Origin of the sequence: Halobacillus rhizosphaerae, assembly GCF_046719735.1 — a bacterium.
Classification (GTDB): domain Bacteria; phylum Bacillota; class Bacilli; order Bacillales; family Halobacillaceae; genus Halobacillus_B; species Halobacillus_B rhizosphaerae.
Window position 1 is genome coordinate 64271 of the sequence record NZ_JAUTWQ010000001.1, and the last position, 18070, is coordinate 82340.

16 protein-coding genes are annotated in these 18070 nt (G+C 40.9%); 12 read left to right on the top strand and 4 right to left on the bottom strand.

Going from position 1 to position 18070, the window contains the following annotated elements:
* Positions 1 to 189: 189 nt before the first annotated feature.
* Positions 190 to 1515, bottom strand: a complete 1326-nt coding sequence (locus Q7A53_RS00305; protein ID WP_411787112.1) for a purine-cytosine permease family protein — start codon at positions 1513 to 1515, stop codon at positions 190 to 192.
* A 97-nt stretch (positions 1516 to 1612) separates the two neighbouring features.
* On the opposite strand from Q7A53_RS00305, the gene Q7A53_RS00310 reads away from it, so the two are divergent.
* From Q7A53_RS00310 to Q7A53_RS00350, 9 genes are all read left to right on the top strand, one after another.
* A complete protein-coding gene (locus tag Q7A53_RS00310) occupies positions 1613 to 2371 on the top strand; it encodes an SDR family oxidoreductase (RefSeq protein ID WP_411787113.1) in 759 nt (252 codons plus the stop codon).
* Positions 2372 to 2544: 173 nt separating this feature from the next.
* A complete protein-coding gene (gene ald, locus Q7A53_RS00315; protein ID WP_411787114.1) occupies positions 2545 to 3663 on the top strand; it encodes an alanine dehydrogenase in 1119 nt (372 codons plus the stop codon).
* An 826-nt stretch (positions 3664 to 4489) separates the two neighbouring features.
* Positions 4490 to 4999 carry a DUF4178 domain-containing protein gene (locus tag Q7A53_RS00320; protein WP_411787115.1) on the top strand — a complete coding sequence of 170 codons (510 nt, stop codon included), beginning with the start codon at positions 4490 to 4492 and terminating at the stop codon, positions 4997 to 4999.
* 16 nt (positions 5000 to 5015) lie between these two features.
* Positions 5016 to 5687: a PspA/IM30 family protein gene (locus Q7A53_RS00325; RefSeq protein ID WP_411787116.1), complete on the top strand. Its 672-nt coding sequence runs from the start codon at positions 5016 to 5018 to the stop codon at positions 5685 to 5687.
* A 67-nt stretch (positions 5688 to 5754) separates the two neighbouring features.
* Positions 5755 to 6435: a DUF4247 domain-containing protein gene (locus Q7A53_RS00330; protein WP_411787117.1), complete on the top strand. Its 681-nt coding sequence runs from the start codon at positions 5755 to 5757 to the stop codon at positions 6433 to 6435.
* Positions 6436 to 6451: 16 nt separating this feature from the next.
* Positions 6452 to 6847, top strand: a complete 396-nt coding sequence (locus Q7A53_RS00335; protein WP_411787118.1) for a DUF350 domain-containing protein — start codon at positions 6452 to 6454, stop codon at positions 6845 to 6847.
* 104 nt (positions 6848 to 6951) lie between these two features.
* Positions 6952 to 8502: a polyamine aminopropyltransferase gene (locus tag Q7A53_RS00340; protein WP_411787119.1), complete on the top strand. Its 1551-nt coding sequence runs from the start codon at positions 6952 to 6954 to the stop codon at positions 8500 to 8502.
* A 40-nt stretch (positions 8503 to 8542) separates the two neighbouring features.
* Positions 8543 to 9223 (top strand): metal-dependent hydrolase, encoded by a 681-nt coding sequence (locus Q7A53_RS00345; protein WP_411787120.1) that lies wholly within the window; start codon positions 8543 to 8545, stop codon positions 9221 to 9223.
* 233 nt (positions 9224 to 9456) lie between these two features.
* Positions 9457 to 10770 carry a DRTGG domain-containing protein gene (locus Q7A53_RS00350; protein ID WP_411787121.1) on the top strand — a complete coding sequence of 438 codons (1314 nt, stop codon included), beginning with the start codon at positions 9457 to 9459 and terminating at the stop codon, positions 10768 to 10770.
* Between the two features lie 32 nt (positions 10771 to 10802).
* Here Q7A53_RS00350 and Q7A53_RS00355 read toward each other — a convergent pair whose 3' ends face one another.
* Positions 10803 to 11096, bottom strand: a complete 294-nt coding sequence (locus Q7A53_RS00355; protein WP_411787122.1) for a YtpI family protein — start codon at positions 11094 to 11096, stop codon at positions 10803 to 10805.
* 124 nt (positions 11097 to 11220) lie between these two features.
* On the opposite strand from Q7A53_RS00355, the gene Q7A53_RS00360 reads away from it, so the two are divergent.
* Positions 11221 to 12174 (top strand): DHH family phosphoesterase, encoded by a 954-nt coding sequence (locus tag Q7A53_RS00360; RefSeq protein WP_411787123.1) that lies wholly within the window; start codon positions 11221 to 11223, stop codon positions 12172 to 12174.
* A gap of 148 nt (positions 12175 to 12322) precedes the next feature.
* On the opposite strand, the gene ytrI is transcribed toward Q7A53_RS00360, so the two are convergent.
* Both ytrI and Q7A53_RS00370 read right to left on the bottom strand, forming a co-directional pair.
* Complete coding sequence (gene ytrI / locus Q7A53_RS00365; RefSeq protein WP_411787124.1) at positions 12323 to 12826, bottom strand: sporulation membrane protein YtrI; 504 nt, start codon at positions 12824 to 12826, stop codon at positions 12323 to 12325.
* Positions 12826 to 13158, bottom strand: a complete 333-nt coding sequence (locus Q7A53_RS00370; protein ID WP_411787125.1) for a YtrH family sporulation protein — start codon at positions 13156 to 13158, stop codon at positions 12826 to 12828. Before Q7A53_RS00370 ends, ytrI begins: the two co-directional genes overlap by 1 nt.
* A gap of 135 nt (positions 13159 to 13293) precedes the next feature.
* Between Q7A53_RS00370 and dnaE the strand changes: the two genes are divergently transcribed.
* Both dnaE and Q7A53_RS00380 read left to right on the top strand, forming a co-directional pair.
* Complete coding sequence (gene dnaE / locus Q7A53_RS00375; protein WP_411787126.1) at positions 13294 to 16647, top strand: DNA polymerase III subunit alpha; 3354 nt, start codon at positions 13294 to 13296, stop codon at positions 16645 to 16647.
* Positions 16648 to 16771: 124 nt separating this feature from the next.
* Positions 16772 to 18010, top strand: a complete 1239-nt coding sequence (locus tag Q7A53_RS00380) for an NAD(P)-dependent malic enzyme (protein WP_411787127.1) — start codon at positions 16772 to 16774, stop codon at positions 18008 to 18010.
* Positions 18011 to 18070: the final 60 nt, after the last annotated feature.

Genomic DNA, 18070 nt, shown 5'->3' on the forward strand with positions numbered 1-18070 from the left:
ATGTGCAAAGGAAAGATAGACCAGCACCTGCGGGATAAAGTGGAGAATTTTGTGAATATTATGGGCGAAGTGATGTGTATTGATCAGTTGAGAGCCGTTTTTTAAGCAGAGCAGCAAATGAACCGTGCACTCTTGGAAGATGGACGGAATCCAATAGAACCCCCTCCGAGTAGGAAGGGGTTGACCTGGTTAGTTCCAGTTTCGTTTGTACATAACAATAGGATAGAGAATAAATAACAGAATAAAGGTTAGAAATCCGGGGGACCATTCATGAGGTAAACTGAAATAAACCAGACACCCTAATCCAATGCTTCCCAAGGCATATTTATTCATGCCAGAGGATTTTGATAAATGTGATAAAGCCTGTTGATCTAAGTACATACGTTTAACGATTAGAAAGTCACTGGAGATCACTGCTGATATAGGAATCACAAGTCCTCCTAAGAGGGATATATAGGATTCTGCTTCATTTACTAGATCAGGGAAGCCGCTCAAGATGACCCCAAATAGACCAAATAATACTGCACTCTGGATTCGAGTTAGCCCGCTAAAGGTATTTAACAAACTGTAACCTCCCGTATAAGCATTACTTATATTAATAGATACCATGGAGATGATTGCAGTTAAGGTAATAATGCCAATAAGTAGCGGCGAGTCGGTTTGATTGCTTGAGGACACGTAAGGATTGATATTATGGAATAAGGAGGCAGAAGCACAACCGATAAATGCCGTAATAAAAAAGCCAATGCCATTCCCAGCAAGCAGTCCCCAAAGGCCGTGCAGGGGAGTCTTAGCATAACGTGTCATATCAGCTGCAGCGCTTACTCCTGACACGTACTGGACAAAGGCAAGACTAGCAAATAAAAACATACTTGAAATCGAACCGCTTACTTGGGCATGCTCTAACCCAGATGCTTGAGTTTCAGGAGTAGTAAAGTATATATAGAGGATGGCTAGTTCACCAAGTATTAACAGAGGCAGGAAATAAGTCGTTGCTTTTTTTACTGCCTCAAACCCTATAATAGCTAGGGCTGCCATTAATAAGGAAAGCGGAATGGAAAAGAGTAAAAAGGGAGGTTCATTTCCTGTTAACCGCACGAGCAGCTGTTGAATGACATAGGTGCCTCCAATGGTTTGAACACTAAACCAATATAGAGAAGTTAAACTTCGAATAGGGGAAGATAAAAAACGAGCACCCTTCACTCCGAGCATGGTACGAATAGCATACTGAGCTGGTATTCCCAGCCTTGAACCGGGTAGAGACAGAAGAGACACAAATAAAAATCCCAGCAGGGCTCCAAAGCATGTGGAAAGTACACCTTCCCAGAAAGATAAATTCCCTTCCAGTATGGCGAGCGCAGGAATCAAGAAATTCCCTGCATTTGCAGCTACAGCTATTTGAATAAAAGCAAAACGGTACCACGGTGTAACTTGTTTATGAGGGGGGACGGGTTCTAACCCGTAAGTTTCAATCAATTCATTTTGAGTAATCTGTGCTTTCTCGATGCTGAACACGCTCCTTTTAACGAACTAATTGTACAAAAACCTGCCAAGCTTGTAAATATTGAAGCGAGCATTACTGCAAGCAATTGAATATAAGGAGGACCATCCAATGCGACATGCGATTATTACTGCAGGAACTAAAGGCTTAGGAAAAAAAGTGACGGAAAACTTTCTTAAGAATGGACGGTCAGTTACGGTCACATACCGTTCTGACAAAGACAAGGCAATGGAATTGCTTGAAGAATATCCTCAGTTTGCTTCTGTTATCCATATCGTTAAGGTAGATGTAACGGTACGACAAGATATAGAAAAATTGATAAATGAAACGATAGAAAAGTTTGGTCGCGTAGACTATTTAATTAATAATGCAGGACCGTATATTTTTGAGAGGAAAAAATTAATGGATTATTCCCAGGAAGAGTGGGACGCTATGATTAGAGGGAATTTAGATTCCGTCTTCTTTCTGTTGAAAGGAATCGTTCCTCACATGAGAAAACAAAAGTTCGGGCGGATCATAAACTATGGATTCCAAGGGGCTGGATCTGCTTCTGGGTGGATTTACAGGTCAGCATTTGCTGCGGCGAAGGTAGGGTTAGTATCTCTTACAAAGTCGATCGCTTTTGAAGAAGCGGAATTTGGAATTACTTCGAATATGATTTGTCCTGGGAATATTACCGGCGAAATGAAAGAAGCAACTATTGAGCAAGGGAAGATGGTCCATGATCCGGATACACCCATAGGGAGACCGGGGACCGGCGGGGATATTGCAAGAACGATAGAATTCTTATGTGATGAGAATGCCGATATGTCAACGGGGGCAATCTATGAGATAACCGGCGGTCTGGATGTTATTCATAAACATCGATAGAAAAACTGAAAATTCTAACAGAAGGAAAAAGGGTATGGAAAGCAACGCCCTTTTGTTACAATGAAAAGGCTTTCATCAGATTCAACTATTCACTGCATCTAATTGGTGTTATAGTTGAAATCGAAGAAGGAGGACTAGTGTCCTGAATGAATGAAATGGGAGGTTGGAAGCCCGTGAGAATCGGAATACCAAGAGAAGTAAAAAACAATGAAAATCGTGTAGCTATGACGCCTGCTGGTGTTATTTCTTTAGTGAATGCAGGTCACGAAGTCTTTGTGGAAACTAATGCAGGAGAAGGATCCAGCTTTATAGATGAACAATATCAAGAAGCTGGGGCTGCTATAGTTTCGACTGCTAAAGAAGCCTGGAGTCAGGAAATGGTTATGAAAGTAAAAGAGCCTCTTCCAGAAGAATACGGCTACTTTTATGAAGGACTTATCCTATTTACTTATTTACATTTAGCACCTGAACCAGAACTTACTAAAGCATTAATTGATAATAAAGTGGTGGCTATTGCTTATGAAACGGTACAGCTTCCTAACGGGTCCCTGCCGTTGCTTACACCTATGAGTGAAGTTGCTGGCAGGATGGCCTCTCAAATTGGCGCCCAGTTCTTGGAGAAATCTCATGGTGGAAAAGGTGTACTGCTTGGGGGAATCCCTGGAGTAAGGCGCGGGCGCGTTACGGTTATTGGCGGCGGAGTGGTAGGTACAAACGCTGCTAAAATTGCCATGGGTCTAGGCGCGGACGTAACCATCATAGATTTAAATCCTGAGCGGCTTCGTCAGCTGGACGATATTTTCGGTTCAGATATTAATACATTAATGTCAAACCCGCTTAACATTCAAGAAGCCTTGGAAGAGTCTGATTTAGTTGTAGGGGCAGTGCTTATACCTGGAGCAAAGGCACCTAAACTTGTGACCGAGGATATGGTCAAGGCCATGCCGGAAGGGTCAGTAATTGTTGATGTGGCAATTGATCAGGGAGGAATTTTTGCTACTACGGACCGGATTACTACTCATGATGACCCTACATATGTGAAGCATGGAGTGGTTCATTACGCGGTAGCTAATATGCCAGGGGCAGTCCCGAGAACGTCAACAATGGGACTAACGAACGTGACCGTTCCTTATGCTTTGCAGCTTGCCAATAAAGGATACAAGCAGGCATGTAAAGATAATGAGGCATTATTCAAGGGAATCAATACAGCTGAAGGATACGTCACTTATCAGGCTGTGGCTGAAGCTCACAATCTTAATTATGCAAGTGCTCATGATATTCTAAACATTTAATCCACCACGAAGATTCAGCAGAACAATACCCGTTCTGCTGTTTTTTTTATTTAGATTCCGTCTTGAAGATGGAGTGTGTTGGTTAGTAGAGTCAGCTTCTGGAAACAACTTAATATTTCGAAATCAAGTCTTCCAGAAAAGTGCAGGATTTCTGAAGAATCGATTTCGAGGTAATTAATGCCCGCCACCCTACCCATAGGTTGATGAACGGACCTTATCCAATGTGTCTTCCGAGTTACTTGTTAACTAACTATTCTTTGTAACAGACCGTCTTTCCAATCTTTGAAAGGGCATCATTATTTGTTTCCGTTTCATCCAATCAAGGTAGAAGGGAAGGGAATGACGCACAGTTTCCCGACAATCCATTTAATGTAGATACAAGTCTTTTCCCGAAGAATAGTATCACCACTTCCTCCATATTAGATGAGATATTCTCATGGCACTAGAATTTTCGCTTTTTCTTAAAGGGGTTTCGAGATTCTATTATGGCAAGGGGCGGAGGAAAACGGTGAGACTCCTTTGGGAATTGCGGGACAGCTGAGACCCCACAGAGCTGTGCTCGAGGAGGCTCAGCGCCCGCCCCACGGAAAGCGAACCTTTTCCCGCAGCCCCTAAACTAACACTAATGTCTCGAAACTGAGTCTTCAAGAACTGGGAGCTTTTATAGAATATGGAGAACTAGTTTTGATAATAATTTCCTGACTTTAACCTCTACACTAAGTTTTTGCAGAGTTTTTTTGTTAAAATAAATACAAATATGAAACCATTGAATAACCTCATCCGTACTTGTAAGTGCCGAGGTCATAAATAGAGGAGAGGTGAGCACTTGGGATTCTTTTCTAAGTTCTTTTCAAATAAAAAAGAACAAAGTGAAATTAAAGAGCGCACAGCGCTGAATATTCAAGTGGGAGATATCGTAACCTACGATCTTGCAGATTATGAAGTGGTAGGTAAAATCACTTATCGCGATGGTTCCTATAAGTGGTATGCTTATCAGCTTCTAGAAGGAAATCAAACGAAGTGGCTGTCCGCCGAGATGGATGACGAACTTGAACTTGGAATGTATGTTACCGTTCAATTGCCTGTATCCTCCCCGTTTCCGAAAGAGCTTAATTATGAGGGAACGACTTACTATAAAGATGAAGAAGGGGAAGCAGAAGTCACAGGGGAAGGAAGAAGTCAGAATATAAATGGAAGAAGCACTCACTATGCAGACTACGTATCCGCCAATGAGGATTCCTATTTGAGCCTGGAAGCCTGGGGAAGTGAAGTGGAAGTGAGTTATGGCAGCGATATAGAACCGTATGAGATTAAGATTATCGCAGGATCGAAATAATAAAGGAGGAAGTTAAATGTTTAAATTTTTTAATCGTGTTAAAACTGTCGTAGGGGCAGAGTTGAATTCCATGCTTGATAAAGCAGAAGATCCAGTGAAAATGCTTGAGCAGTTTATGAGAGATATGGAAAATGATATTCGTGAAGCGGAAAGTGCTGTTGCCAAGCAAATTGCTAATGAAAAAATGCTGAAACGCAAATATGATGATTCTCAGGCATTGGTTGATAAACGAATGAAACAGGCAGAAAAAGCGATCGATGCCGGGGATGAAGATTTAGCGCGCCGGGCTCTTGAGGATAAGAAAAGTCATCAAGAGCAGGCGGAACAGCTTAAAGCTTCCTGGGACCGCGCTGTTGAAGATTCCAATAATCTTCGGAAAAAGCTTGAAGAAATGAAGAAAGAATACCAGGAAATGAAACTGAAGAAAGATTCTTTGAAAGCACGTGCGGAATCTGCTAAAACGAGAACTAAGATGAACCGGACCATGTCCAATATTGGCGGCGATGAGTCTCGTCAAGGATTTGACCGTATGGAAGAAAAAGTGATGCAGTATGAAGCTGAAGCAGAAACGAGTGAAGATCTATCCCAATCTAATCGCTCACTAGATGATGAGTTTGAAGAGCTCGATAAAGAAGACAGTGTAGATGATGAGTTAGCTGCACTTAAAAAGAAAATGAATAAAGAATAAAAGGAATAGAACTTCGTGCCTGACTATTTTAGTCAGGCACGGAAATTTTTTTGAGGGGAGGAGTATTGTGAGAAGTTACTTAGGTCTAATTATTGTCGGTATCCTTGCTGTTTTCTTGCTGTTCAATATTTTCACTAATGATAATGGGTCACGGAGAGGTATGTCAGGCTCAGATAATTATCAGGAAAATACATATAAAGATTTGCCTTCCGAGCCGGACAAGTCGGAAATTTTGGACACTATCAGCAGTTCCAACGCCTCTTCAATTAGTACACTTATTGAAAATGGGTTTCCATTATTGGATACGGTAAAGACAGACAAAGGAATTTCAAAAATTTATGTTACGCAAAAGTTAACTCTTAAAGAGGCAGCGGATGCTCTGGCTGATAAGATTGAACCGGAAGAAACCAGTCAGAAACAGGACGATAAACAAGTGTTAGTCTATCCAGATCATTTTGTCATTCTTCAAAAAAGTCAGGAACAGCAAGATGTTGTTTTTATAGAATTAGCAAGCGATCAATTTGTTCGAAATAATTATTCACCTGGTTTTTTCAACGGTTTAATGACTTATTATATTTTGAATAGAGCTCTGGGATCTGACAATTGGTATAATAAACGGAAGTCCGCCTGTAAGGCTCAAGGGAATTGTTATGGAGGTTATGTGCAATCGGGCAGGTTTAACTCTGGAACAACGGGGTCGTTTCGCGGGTCATCACAACGCGGTGGAGGACCAGGAGCAGGGAAATAATAAAGGAGGATGTTGAATGGAACCATATCTAACTACACTCGGATATTTTGTGATTGCTATTTTCGTCGTACTTATCGGCTTATTAATTTTTGAATGGGTTACTACTAAATATAAAGATTGGGATGAGATTAGCAGAGGAAATCAGGCCGTAGCTATGTCTGTGACTGGAAAAATTATTGGAATCTGCATTATTCTCTCTTTCGCTATTTATAATAGTCTGACGATTTGGGATACGATCATTTGGGGAGCTTACGGGATTGTCCTGCAGATGATTGCGTACTTTTTGTTTGAAATCCTTACAAGGAAATTTTCTGTACAAACTAAGCTTTTGGAAAACAATACAGCAGTCGGTATAGTTTCAATAGGAGTTTCTATAGGTCTGGCGTTTGTCATCGGAGCTTCTATTACCTGATTTATTTAGTACAATATAAGTGCTTAAAAGCCACTTAGGAATGACTATCCTGGTGGCTTTTTCGAACGGTGAATTTTTAACATGAAGCAATCGGAGTGAACAACATGGATAAAGGAAGGCAGAAGAAAACTCACCTCCTATACTGGGCTTCAGGCATAGTGTCGATCTGCGGCATTATATTTGAAGTGCTGTTTGGTGCACTTGGGTCTTACATACTCGGGGATGGTGTAAAGCAATACACGTTAACGATAAGCCTATTTCTAACGGGCATGGGTGTAGGGGCGAGTTTAAGTGAACGCGTCTTAAAAAAGTTAATTATTACATTTATTTGGATTGAATTTCTTGTCGCCATTATTGGCGGATTTTCAAGTTTTATGATGTTTGGGATGACGGCATTTGCGCCAGATGGAACGGATGCACTATTTTTATACCTCATTACTTTTACCATTGGCGGTCTGACAGGTTTGGAGCTTCCGATTCTTATACGTAAAGCTAATGAGATAGGGGAGGAACTGAACCGAAGCACAGCCCGGGTTTTATTTTCAGATTATGCTGGGGGTTTAATCGGTGGTCTTCTCTTTGCCTTCTACTTACGGCCTCAAATGGGAATGGTGAAGAGTGCTTTCTTTGTAGCTTGTATTAACCTTATGGTTGCTGTGGGAATTTTATATTTATTCCGGGCAGAAATTAAGCGGATGGCCATTCATACAACGGCAGCTATCCTCATTGGAATTTTACTGGTGGCTGGTTTGTTTTTTGGAGAAGAAACGGCATTTTCTTTTGAACAAAAACTGTATAAAGATCCTATCATTTATATGGAAGACAGCTCTTACCAGCATATAGTGTTAACGAAGGAAGAAGGGGATACAAGACTATATTTAAATGGATCTCTGCAGTTTAGTTCCACCGATGAGAAGAGATACCACGAGTCATTGGTTCATCCTCCTATGGCTTATGCTGAACATCCCGAACATATTTTGGTGCTGGGGGGAGGGGATGGTCTCGCTGTTCGAGAGCTGTTAAAGTATAAAGAAATCAAAGATATCACTCTCGTGGATTTGGACCCGGCCGTAACACAATTAGCGGAGAATAATTTCCATTTACTTCAGTTAAACAAGGACTCTCTACACAATGATAAAGTAAACATTATACATAAAGATGCTTTTCAGTTTCTCGAAAAGGCCCAAGGATTCTATGATGTAATTCTTGTGGATTTGCCAGATCCTAATAATGAAAGTCTAAATAAGCTGTATACGAAAGAATTTTATTCCTTAGTAAGAAATCATTTAAGTCCTAAAGGGGCGGCAATGATCCAATCAACCAGCCCTGTATTTGCTACGAAGGTGTACTGGACGATTAATAAAACGGTAGAATCGACTGGGTTGAACACGAAAAACTTTCATGTCGACATTCCGAGCTTCGGAAATTGGGGATTCGTTATGGCCAGCCGCAAACCGATCAGCCTTGATCAAATCCATATAAATCAGCCGACCACTTACTTAACTGATGAATTATTAAAGGTTATGACGGTGTTTGGAAAAGATGAAGACCGGGAAATCATATCCAAGGAAGGGAAGAAATTTCCCCTCAAACCTAACACATTGATTGACCCTCATCTTATTCAGCTTTATGAAGAAGCTTGGCAGAACTATTAAGTGAGGAGTCATAATAATTTTCTAATTTAGGAGTGGTAGAGTGAAAGTATCTTATCATGGACATTCCGTAGTGAAAGTAGAAGCAAATGGAAAAACGATTCTTATTGACCCTTTTATTTCTGAAAATGGAAACACTGATCTGAACGCAGATGAACAAAATCCGGATGTCATTCTGTTAACTCATGGACATAATGATCACGTGGGGGACACATTTGAGATTGCGAAAAGAAGTAATGCACAAATTATCGCCCCTTTCGAACTGGCCACATATCTTGGAAATAAAGGACTAAACGCACATCCGATGTATATAGGCGGAGGCGGTGACTTTGATTTTGGCCACGTTAAATTTACTCAGGCCTTTCACGGTTCCTCTTATACTGAAGAAGACGGTACGATCGTATACACGGGAATGCCTACTGGTATTTTATTAACTATTGAAGGGAAAACAATCTATCATGCTGGGGATACTGGATTATTCTCTGATTTGAAAATGATTGGAGAAATGAATGATATCGACCTTGCTTTTCTACCGATCGGTGATAATTTCACAATGGGTCCAGATGATGCGCTAGTTGCAGCTGAATGGGTAAAGGCTAAACAAGTTGTTCCGATTCACTACAACACCTTCGAGCTGATAAATCAGGATGGAAAAGGTTTCGCTGATAAAGTTAAGCCTGGTAAAGGATTAGCTCTTGAGCCTGGAGAATCTATTGAGCTTTAATATTCAATAGGCGACAGTGATGGTCAAATTATTGTAATCACTAGAAAACCCGAACCAGTGTTTTTGTATTGGTTCGGGTTTTCTGTATATTCTATGCCATTTATCCACTACACCAGGGTTCTTATTAAAGCAGGTTTCTGTAATGCATAGAGAAATTGCAGAACAACTGTATCACTTGTATAATAACAATAACAGATGAAATTATTAGTACAGTTAGAAAGATTGGTGGATGTATGGCGACTAAACATGAACAAATATTAGAACATATTGAAGCATTATCCATAGGAAGTAAAATTTCGGTAAGGCGTATTGCCAAGGCGCTGAATGTAAGTGAAGGAACCGCTTATCGTGCCATTAAAGAAGCAGAGAATCAGGATCTTGTAAGTACAATGGAGCGCGTCGGAACCATCCGCATAGAAAAGAAGAAAAAAGAAAACATAGAACGCCTTACGTTTGCTGAAATTATTAATATCGTGGAAGGACAAGTACTCGGTGGCAGAGAAGGTCTTTATAAAACATTAAATAAGTTTGTGATCGGCGCAATGAAGCTTGATGCGATGATGCGATATACTGAAGCGGGTTCTTTATTAATTGTCGGGAACCGTACCAATGCTCATGAGCTGGCAGTTAAGGAAGGCGCTGCTGTGTTGGTTACGGGAGGATTTGATACGTCTGATTCGGTTAAGAAACTTGCCGATGAAAAAAAACTTCCGGTAATCTCTACAAGTTATGATACTTTTACTGTCGCGACGATGATCAACCGTGCGATCTATGATCAATTAATTAAGAAGGAAATTGTCTTAGTCGATGATATTTATACCAATTTTAATGAATCAAAATATTTACAAACGAAAGATGCAGTAGAGAGATGGTACACTTTAAACGAGGAAACATCTCATAGCAGATACCCTGTGGTGGACCCTCATAACAGGGTAGTAGGTGTGGTCACTTCTAAAGATGTCATTGGGAAAGATAAATCATTTACGATCGACAAAGTAATGACCAAGAATCCTATGACGGTACATACACAGACTTCTTTAGCAAATGCTGCCCATATGATGGTGTGGGAAGGGATTGAATTAATGCCTGTTGTAGATTCGGCACACAAACTGCAAGGTATTATTTCCCGGCAGGATGTATTGAAAGCTCTTCAGCATCTGCAACGGCAGCCGCAGGTAGGGGAAACAATTGATGATTTAGCAACGAAACAGCTGGAACTAGTGGAAGATGATGAGCATCGTTACGTCTTAACTACCCGGGTCTCTCCTCAGATGACCAATCAACTCGGAACGATGTCCTATGGGGTGTTTACCTCATTAGTTACTGAAGCATCGAGCAGGCTGTTAAGGAAGTATAAGAAAGGTGACCTAGTCGTTGAAAATTTATCTATTTACTTTATAAAGCCTGTACAGCTTGAAAGTGATATTGAAATTAGACCGACAATATTAGAGGTCGGTCGTAAACTTGCAAAAGTTGATGTAGAAGTTCATCATAATCGCGCGATTGTTGGAAAAGCTCTCCTTATGGCTCAATTAATTGACCGATAAAAAAAGCCGCTGAATGTTCAGCGGCTGATTCATTAGTAGGATTGTTGTTTGGAATATTCTCTTTGGTAATGTTTGGAGGCTTTCCAGCCATAGCGGAATTGGATAATACCAAGGATAACGAAAACAATTCCTATAAATAAAGAGAGACGGGTTTGGTAGGCAAGATACTGATTAATTCCGAAGAAAGTTACAAGACTGCCTAAGAATATTTTTGAGCGGCTGTTCAAGTATTCTTGAGTTAACGGGTCTTTAGCTCTGACTACCATGACCTTATAATAGATATAAAGCACAAGGGAAATAAGTATACATGCTGAAAAAATGATCACTATGATCGACTCCTGAACTTGTTTTTATAATTCATATTGTAGCTTATGTTATGCAGTTTTGCTACCTGTGAGAGGAAAACAATAGAGGAGAAAACATTAAAAGCTGCTGAGAAAGGAATTTGTTATGTGTAAACAGGAAATTGGAAAAGAAATTAAACAGTTTGACACCATCATCATTCATCGTCACGTCCGTCCGGACCCAGATGCTTTTGGGTCTCAAGCGGGGCTGGCAGAGATCATAAAAGCGAGCTTTCCTGAAAAAACAGTAAAGGTTACAGGTGAAGAAGATCCTGAACTATTATTTTTAACAGAGATGGACACTGTGGAAGATCAAGACTATGAAAATGCCTTAGTTATCGTTTGTGATACAGCCAACCAGGCAAGGGTAGATGACCAGAGGTTTAAGAATGGCAAGAAGCTAATTAAAATTGATCACCATCCTGTTGTAGATGAATATGGAGATATTCAATGGGTCAATACCAATGCGAGTTCGACCTGTGAAATGATATACAGTTTATATTTGGAAGTTTGTCAGGAAGGGTTCAAGATGAATAATAAAGCAGCACGGCTACTCTATGCAGGCATAGTTGGAGATACGGGTCGATTTCTTTTTCCGAGTACGACCAAGCAGACTCTTCAATATGCAGCTGAATTAGTCACGTACTCTTTTGATCGGCCATTGCTCTATAATCAACTTTATAAAACATCTATAAAAGTTGCTAAATTGAAAGGCTATATACTTCAGCACTTTACGGTCCATGAGGAGGGGTACAGTACAATACGTTTGTCAAAGGAAACCCTGGAAAAGTTTGAACTAACTGCTTCCGAAACGAGCCAACTTGTTGGTTTACTTGGAGATATTGAAGGAATATTATCCTGGGTATTTTTTGTGGAGGAAGAAGATATCATTCGTGTACGATTAAGATCAAAAGGTCCAGTTATTAATGAAATTGCTGCTGCGCATAATGGAGGCGGTCATCCTATGGCAGCAGGAGCCACGGCGTATTCCTGGGAAGAAACAGAAGAAATTGCTGAAGAATTAAAGAAGGTATGTAAAGATTTTCAGCAAGACCTGTAATGGAAAATCCTCGAACCGGGAACGGTAAGCGAAAGAGAAGGGCGATGCAGTGATAAATCAGGTCGGACCACTGATTTCATTTTAACGTTAAATATGAAAACCCGGACCGCTGGTTCGGGTTTTCAGTTGAATGAAATTTCTTCTCTCGTTAATTTTCTAAACCAATGTCTAATTTTAATTTCAGTGTTGGCCCCACTATAAGCTGACGGACGATGAGATGATAGGTGAAATCTTCAACTACGAATTTTTTGTTTTCAATAGCGGCTATGATTAAGTCGGTTTGAGAGGCAGCGTCTTTAATTTCCTTACCAGGAATGGAATCTAACTGCTGTTTAACTAGTGAAGAGAGTTGGTGCTGAGTAAGTAAATCTACTTGTAGTTTCTTAGCGTTTGTATAGTGTACGGCGATCTCCTCTACCTTCAACAGGTTAGTGTCCTTATCCTCCGGTTCACCTTCATTGGAAAGAAGTCCTTCATATTTAGCTTCCAGTTCAATTAGTTCTGAATTTAATTCAATATTTTCCTGCGTATAACTTTCATGAAGCTTTCCATGGATAAAGATGAAGAGTAAATAGCCGGCGATCAATCCAAGTATGATTCCGGCAAAAAAGCGGTGCCACTCCTTACTTCTAAGTTGAGGGGGAATATACATTAGGTCACTTCCTCTCCAAGCAGCCATTCCACGAGTAAGAGTGCAGCCTGGACACCTCCCATAGCTGAAATGATAATCATCACTTGTTTAAATAAATCAAATGTAGAGCCTTCAAATATTCCCTTTTCAAAATTACTAATTGCATCAAAGGTTCCGCCAATGGCTGCTACAATTGCCCATATCCTTAAACCTTTGGCGATGCGGAACATAGAAGTCATGGGAGCTTCTCCAGTAAGGAAGCTTCCGATACTGCCGATAAGCGTTCCGCCTGCAATTACTCCAAAAGCGATAAAGAAGCATTGAGTCATGGATATAATTAATCGATCTTCCATCTTGTCCCTCTTTTCGCTGAGAGTGTTAAGTTCTCTTATTGAAAAATTATTCTATAAGTAGACGGATTATGCAGGATGCTTTCCTTGGTCATTGGAGATTCGCTATAATCAGAGAAAGAAAGAAGGTGGACGATTATGTCTTTTACTCATTTACATGTACAGAGCAGCTATAGTCTAATGAAAAGCACCATAAAGATTGAGCCGCTAGTTCAAAGGGCCAAAGAGTTGGGTTACAATTCTTTAGCTTTAACAGATGAAGGTGTCATGAGCGGAGCAGTATCTTTCTATAAAGCTTGTAAACAGCAGGGTGTAAAACCGATTCTGGGACTTAAAGCTGAGGTCAAGTTGGAAAGTACAAGGTCGTCTGTCTTGCTTTTAGCCAGAAACAATACAGGATACGAAAATTTATTGAAAATAAGTACCACTATTCAAATGGAAGAAACGGTCATTGATCTCGAATCTTTACATACATGGAGTACAGGTTTGATTGCTATTGTAATGCCGCCTGAATCTTCCCTCGAAGGAGCTATTGCGGAGAGCGAGGAGAATACATTATTAAACCAATTACAACTATGCTATGAACTATTTTCTAATGAGAATGTTTTTCTTGGTATTCAGGACCGGCCAACAGAAAGAAGGCTCTTAAATCATTTAAAAGACTGGGGAGAAAAAGAAGGGATACAGGGAGCAGCATTAGGAAGAGTGCGTTATTTAGAAGAGGATGGCGGGCAAGCATATCAGTGTTTAAGAGCTATTGATGAGGGAAATCGCTGGTCAATGGAGCACTCGGCAGCACCCTCTGACTATTATTTAAAAAATGGTGAGGAAATGGAAGCAGCTTTTTCCGAGTGGCCGGAAGTCCTACAGAACACCGGCGATATCAGCCGGAGATGTGAGGTCAGCTTATCGTTAGATCATCATTTAATACCGTCCTTTCCCGTAGGGGAAGCGGGTTCTTCTGAGGATTATTTACGCAGACTCTGTGAACAGTCCCTTCCCAAAAAATATTCAAGTAACCAGCCGCAAGCCTGGGAAAGAATGAATCATGAACTTCAGGTAATTACTTCTATGCAATTTAGTGATTATTTTTTAATTGTCTGGGACTTTATTGATTATGCCAGGAGGAATGGGATACATGCCGGGCCAGGCCGTGGTTCGGCTGCAGGCTCGATCGTTGCGTATCTACTGAATATCACCCAAGTCGATCCATTAGCTTACGATTTGCTGTTTGAACGATTTTTAAACCCTGAACGCGTCACCATGCCTGATATCGATATTGACTTTCCTGATCATCGTAGAGATGAAGTTATCGAATATGTCGCAAATAAATACGGGAGAGATCATGTAGCACAAATATGTACATTTGGAACGTTTGCGGCAAGGAGTGTATTAAGAGAACTTTTTAAGGTGATGGAGATTGATGATCATGATGCAGCATTCATTCTTAAGCAGGTGTCAGCTGTAAACAGTACCTCTTTAGTGAAAATCGTTCAATCCTCCGAAGAATTAAAGGAATATATTCGTCAGTCCAATAAATTACAGGTGTTGTTCCGTATTGCCTCTAAGCTGGAAGGGCTGCCAAGACATGTTTCTACTCATGCAGCAGGAGTAGTGATTTCTGAACGTTCTCTTTATAGCCACACTGCGTTAATGAATGGGCAGAGTAACGTTCATTTAACACAATTGGCAATGGGGGACTTGGAGAGCATTGGCCTGCTCAAAATGGACTTTCTCGGGTTAAGAAACTTAACCTTTATTGAAAGAATTGAAAAACGGATTAAGGATTTCAAAGACGCTTCATTTAAAGTGGAAGAGATCCCCTTAGATGATGAGCCTGCTTACTTATTACTACAAGAAGGCAGAACGACCGGTGTGTTCCAACTCGAGTCACAAGGTATGAAAAGCGTGCTCCGGAGGCTGAAACCCACGCGATTTGAAGATGTGGTAGCGGTAAATGCTCTGTATCGTCCTGGCCCGATGGATTATATACCAACTTATATAAACCGTAAACACGGTAAAGAAGCTATTTTCTTTCCCCATCCAGATCTACAGCCCATTTTAGAAAACACATTTGGAGTATTAGTGTACCAAGAGCAGATTATGCAAGTGGCTCAGAAGGCAGCTGGCTACACCCTTGGACAAGCAGATATCTTGCGAAGAGCTGTCAGCAAGAAAAAAGCAAATGTACTTAAGGAGCAGAGAGAGCAATTTATAGCAGGCTGTAAGAGAAATGGCTATGAGCCACAAGTAGGTGAAGAAGTATTTGAATGGATCGTGAAGTTTTCGAATTATGGTTTTAACCGGAGTCATGCGGTAGCTTACAGTTTAATTTCATACCGGCTCGCCTATTTGAAAGCTCATTATCCCTCCTATTTTCTCGCGGAGTTAATCAATGCCCATCTAGGAGACCGGGATAAGCTTGCACAATATATTAGAGAAGCTCGGGATAATCATGTGAAGGTGAAAGCGCCATCAATTAATCATAGTTCCCTGTTGTGTAAAGACGAAAAGGGCTCCATAAGGATGGGGCTTACCGCCGTTAAAGGAGTAGGTTTTCAAGCTGCTAATGCAATTGCTGAAGAGAGGAAGCAAGGGAAGTTTAGAAGTCTTAATGACTTTTGTTTGCGATTAATCTCTAAATCAGTGACGCGGTCAGTGATAGAAGCGTTAATACTGGCAGGTGCTTTTGATGATTTACAGCAAAACCGCGCAAGCCTATTAGCTGGAATTGACCAAGCCCTGGAACAAGGAGAGCTTTTTAAGGAATTTCAAGACCAGCCCGGGTTCTTCGGTACAGACTTGGAATTCGGGGAATCTAAGGTGCAAGTAGAACCATTTCCCATTTTGAAAAAGCTTGCAATGGAAAAGGAAGTATTAGGAACGTATCTGTCAGAACACCCGTTAGAATCCCATAGAACCATTTTGCGCAAGAACGGCTGGATTTCTCTTGCCCAGGCCGATAAAGTTACCCATAATAAGAGTCTTCAAGTGGCGGCAGTGGTTGAGACGATTAAGGAAATCCGCACGAAGAGAGGCGATCCCATGGCTTTTGTTACCATTAGTGATGAAACAAGCGAAATGGATACTGTCCTCTTCCCGGAGGTTTATCGGTCAGCTAAGCCATGGGTGAAAGAGCAAATGTTAATCCAGGCAAAGGGGAAAATAGAAAAGAGAAATGATCGAAAACAGATGCTGATCAATGAATTTTCTTCATTTGAGGAAGAACTTCTCCAACAAGAATCCGAGCAGAGGATATTCATAAGAGTAGAAAGTCAAAGTGAAATAGAAACGATGGAGTACTTAAATCAACTGGCAAAGTATTTCCCGGGTAATACACCGGTCCTCATTTTTCGAGCCGATCAGAGAAAAACCTACCAGTTAGATGAAAGTTATTCATTAGCCATAAGCAGAGAGTGTCTGGACCGATTGAAACAATTTTTTGGAGCATCTTCCATTGCAGTGAGGGCAAGAGATAAAACGGGGGATTAATATCTTAGTCCGTGTTTTTTGAATTTCTTTACACTCTATTCTCATCTGTTATAATTAAGAGGCTGATGGTGGTCTGACCACCCCGGGACGGCTGTATTTAAATTGGATAAAGGAGCGTGTTTCCGTGTCAAATTTACGTGATGAAGCATTGCATATACATCGAGTTAATAAAGGAAAGCTTGAAACTCATTCAAAGGTGCCGATTAGAAATGCGAGAGACTTAAGTCTTGCTTACTCACCTGGAGTAGCAGAACCATGTAAAGAAATCTACGACCATAGAGAAACCGTCTATGATTATACGATGAAAGGGAACATGGTAGCGGTCGTCAGTGACGGCTCAGCAGTTCTCGGACTTGGAAATATAGGACCGGAAGCCGCACTCCCTGTAATGGAAGGTAAAGCTGCATTATTTAAAAGTTTTGCAGGGGTTGACGCCTTTCCTATTTGTTTAGCAACACGAGATATAGACCAAATTGTCCAAACGGTTAAATTAATGGAGCCTACATTTGGCGGAGTGAACTTAGAAGATATTGCTGCTCCCAATTGCTTTATTATAGAAGAAAGATTGAAGAAAGAGACCAATATTCCTATTTTTCATGATGATCAACACGGAACGGCGATCGTAACTGTCGCAGGTCTGATGAATGCTCTTAAGATTACAGGTAAGTCTTTTTCTGAAGTTAAAGTCGTGGCCAATGGTGCTGGGGCAGCTGGTATTGCCATTATTAAACTCTTGTATCATTTTGGCGTGCGGGATATCATTATGTGCGATTCTAAAGGAGCAATCTTTGAAGGCCGTGAGTACGGAATGAATGATGTCAAAGATGAAGTAGCTAAAATTACCAACAAAGACAAATTAGAAGGTAAGCTTGAAGAAGTCATGGAAGGCGCAGATGTATTTATAGGAGTTTCTGTCGGCGGACTGCTTTCTAAAGAAATGGTAGCGAGTATGAATGATGACTCTATTATATTTGCAATGGCTAATCCTGAACCGGAAATCATGCCTGATGATGCCAAAGAAGCAGGAGCAAGAGTGATAGGAACAGGACGTTCAGATTTTCCTAATCAGGTGAATAATGTGCTTGCGTTTCCAGGCATATTCCGAGGAGCCTTAGACGTGCGCGCTACAAGAATTAATGAGAAAATGAAGATTGCTGCCGCGGAAGCGATTGCTTCGCTTGTTAGTGAAGAAGAATTATCGGAGGACTATGTTATTCCGGCACCGTTTGATCCAAGAGTAGCCCCTGCAGTTGCAGCGAGTGTAGCAAAGGCGGCCATGGAATCAGGTGTGGCGAGACATCATGTGGATCCGGAAGAAGTAGCTGAAAAAACACGCCAGCTCACATTAATCGACGAAGATTAGTCATTCTGGAGAAAAATGATTTATTTTTCTCCGGTGTACATATTCAACCCAAGTCTTCCA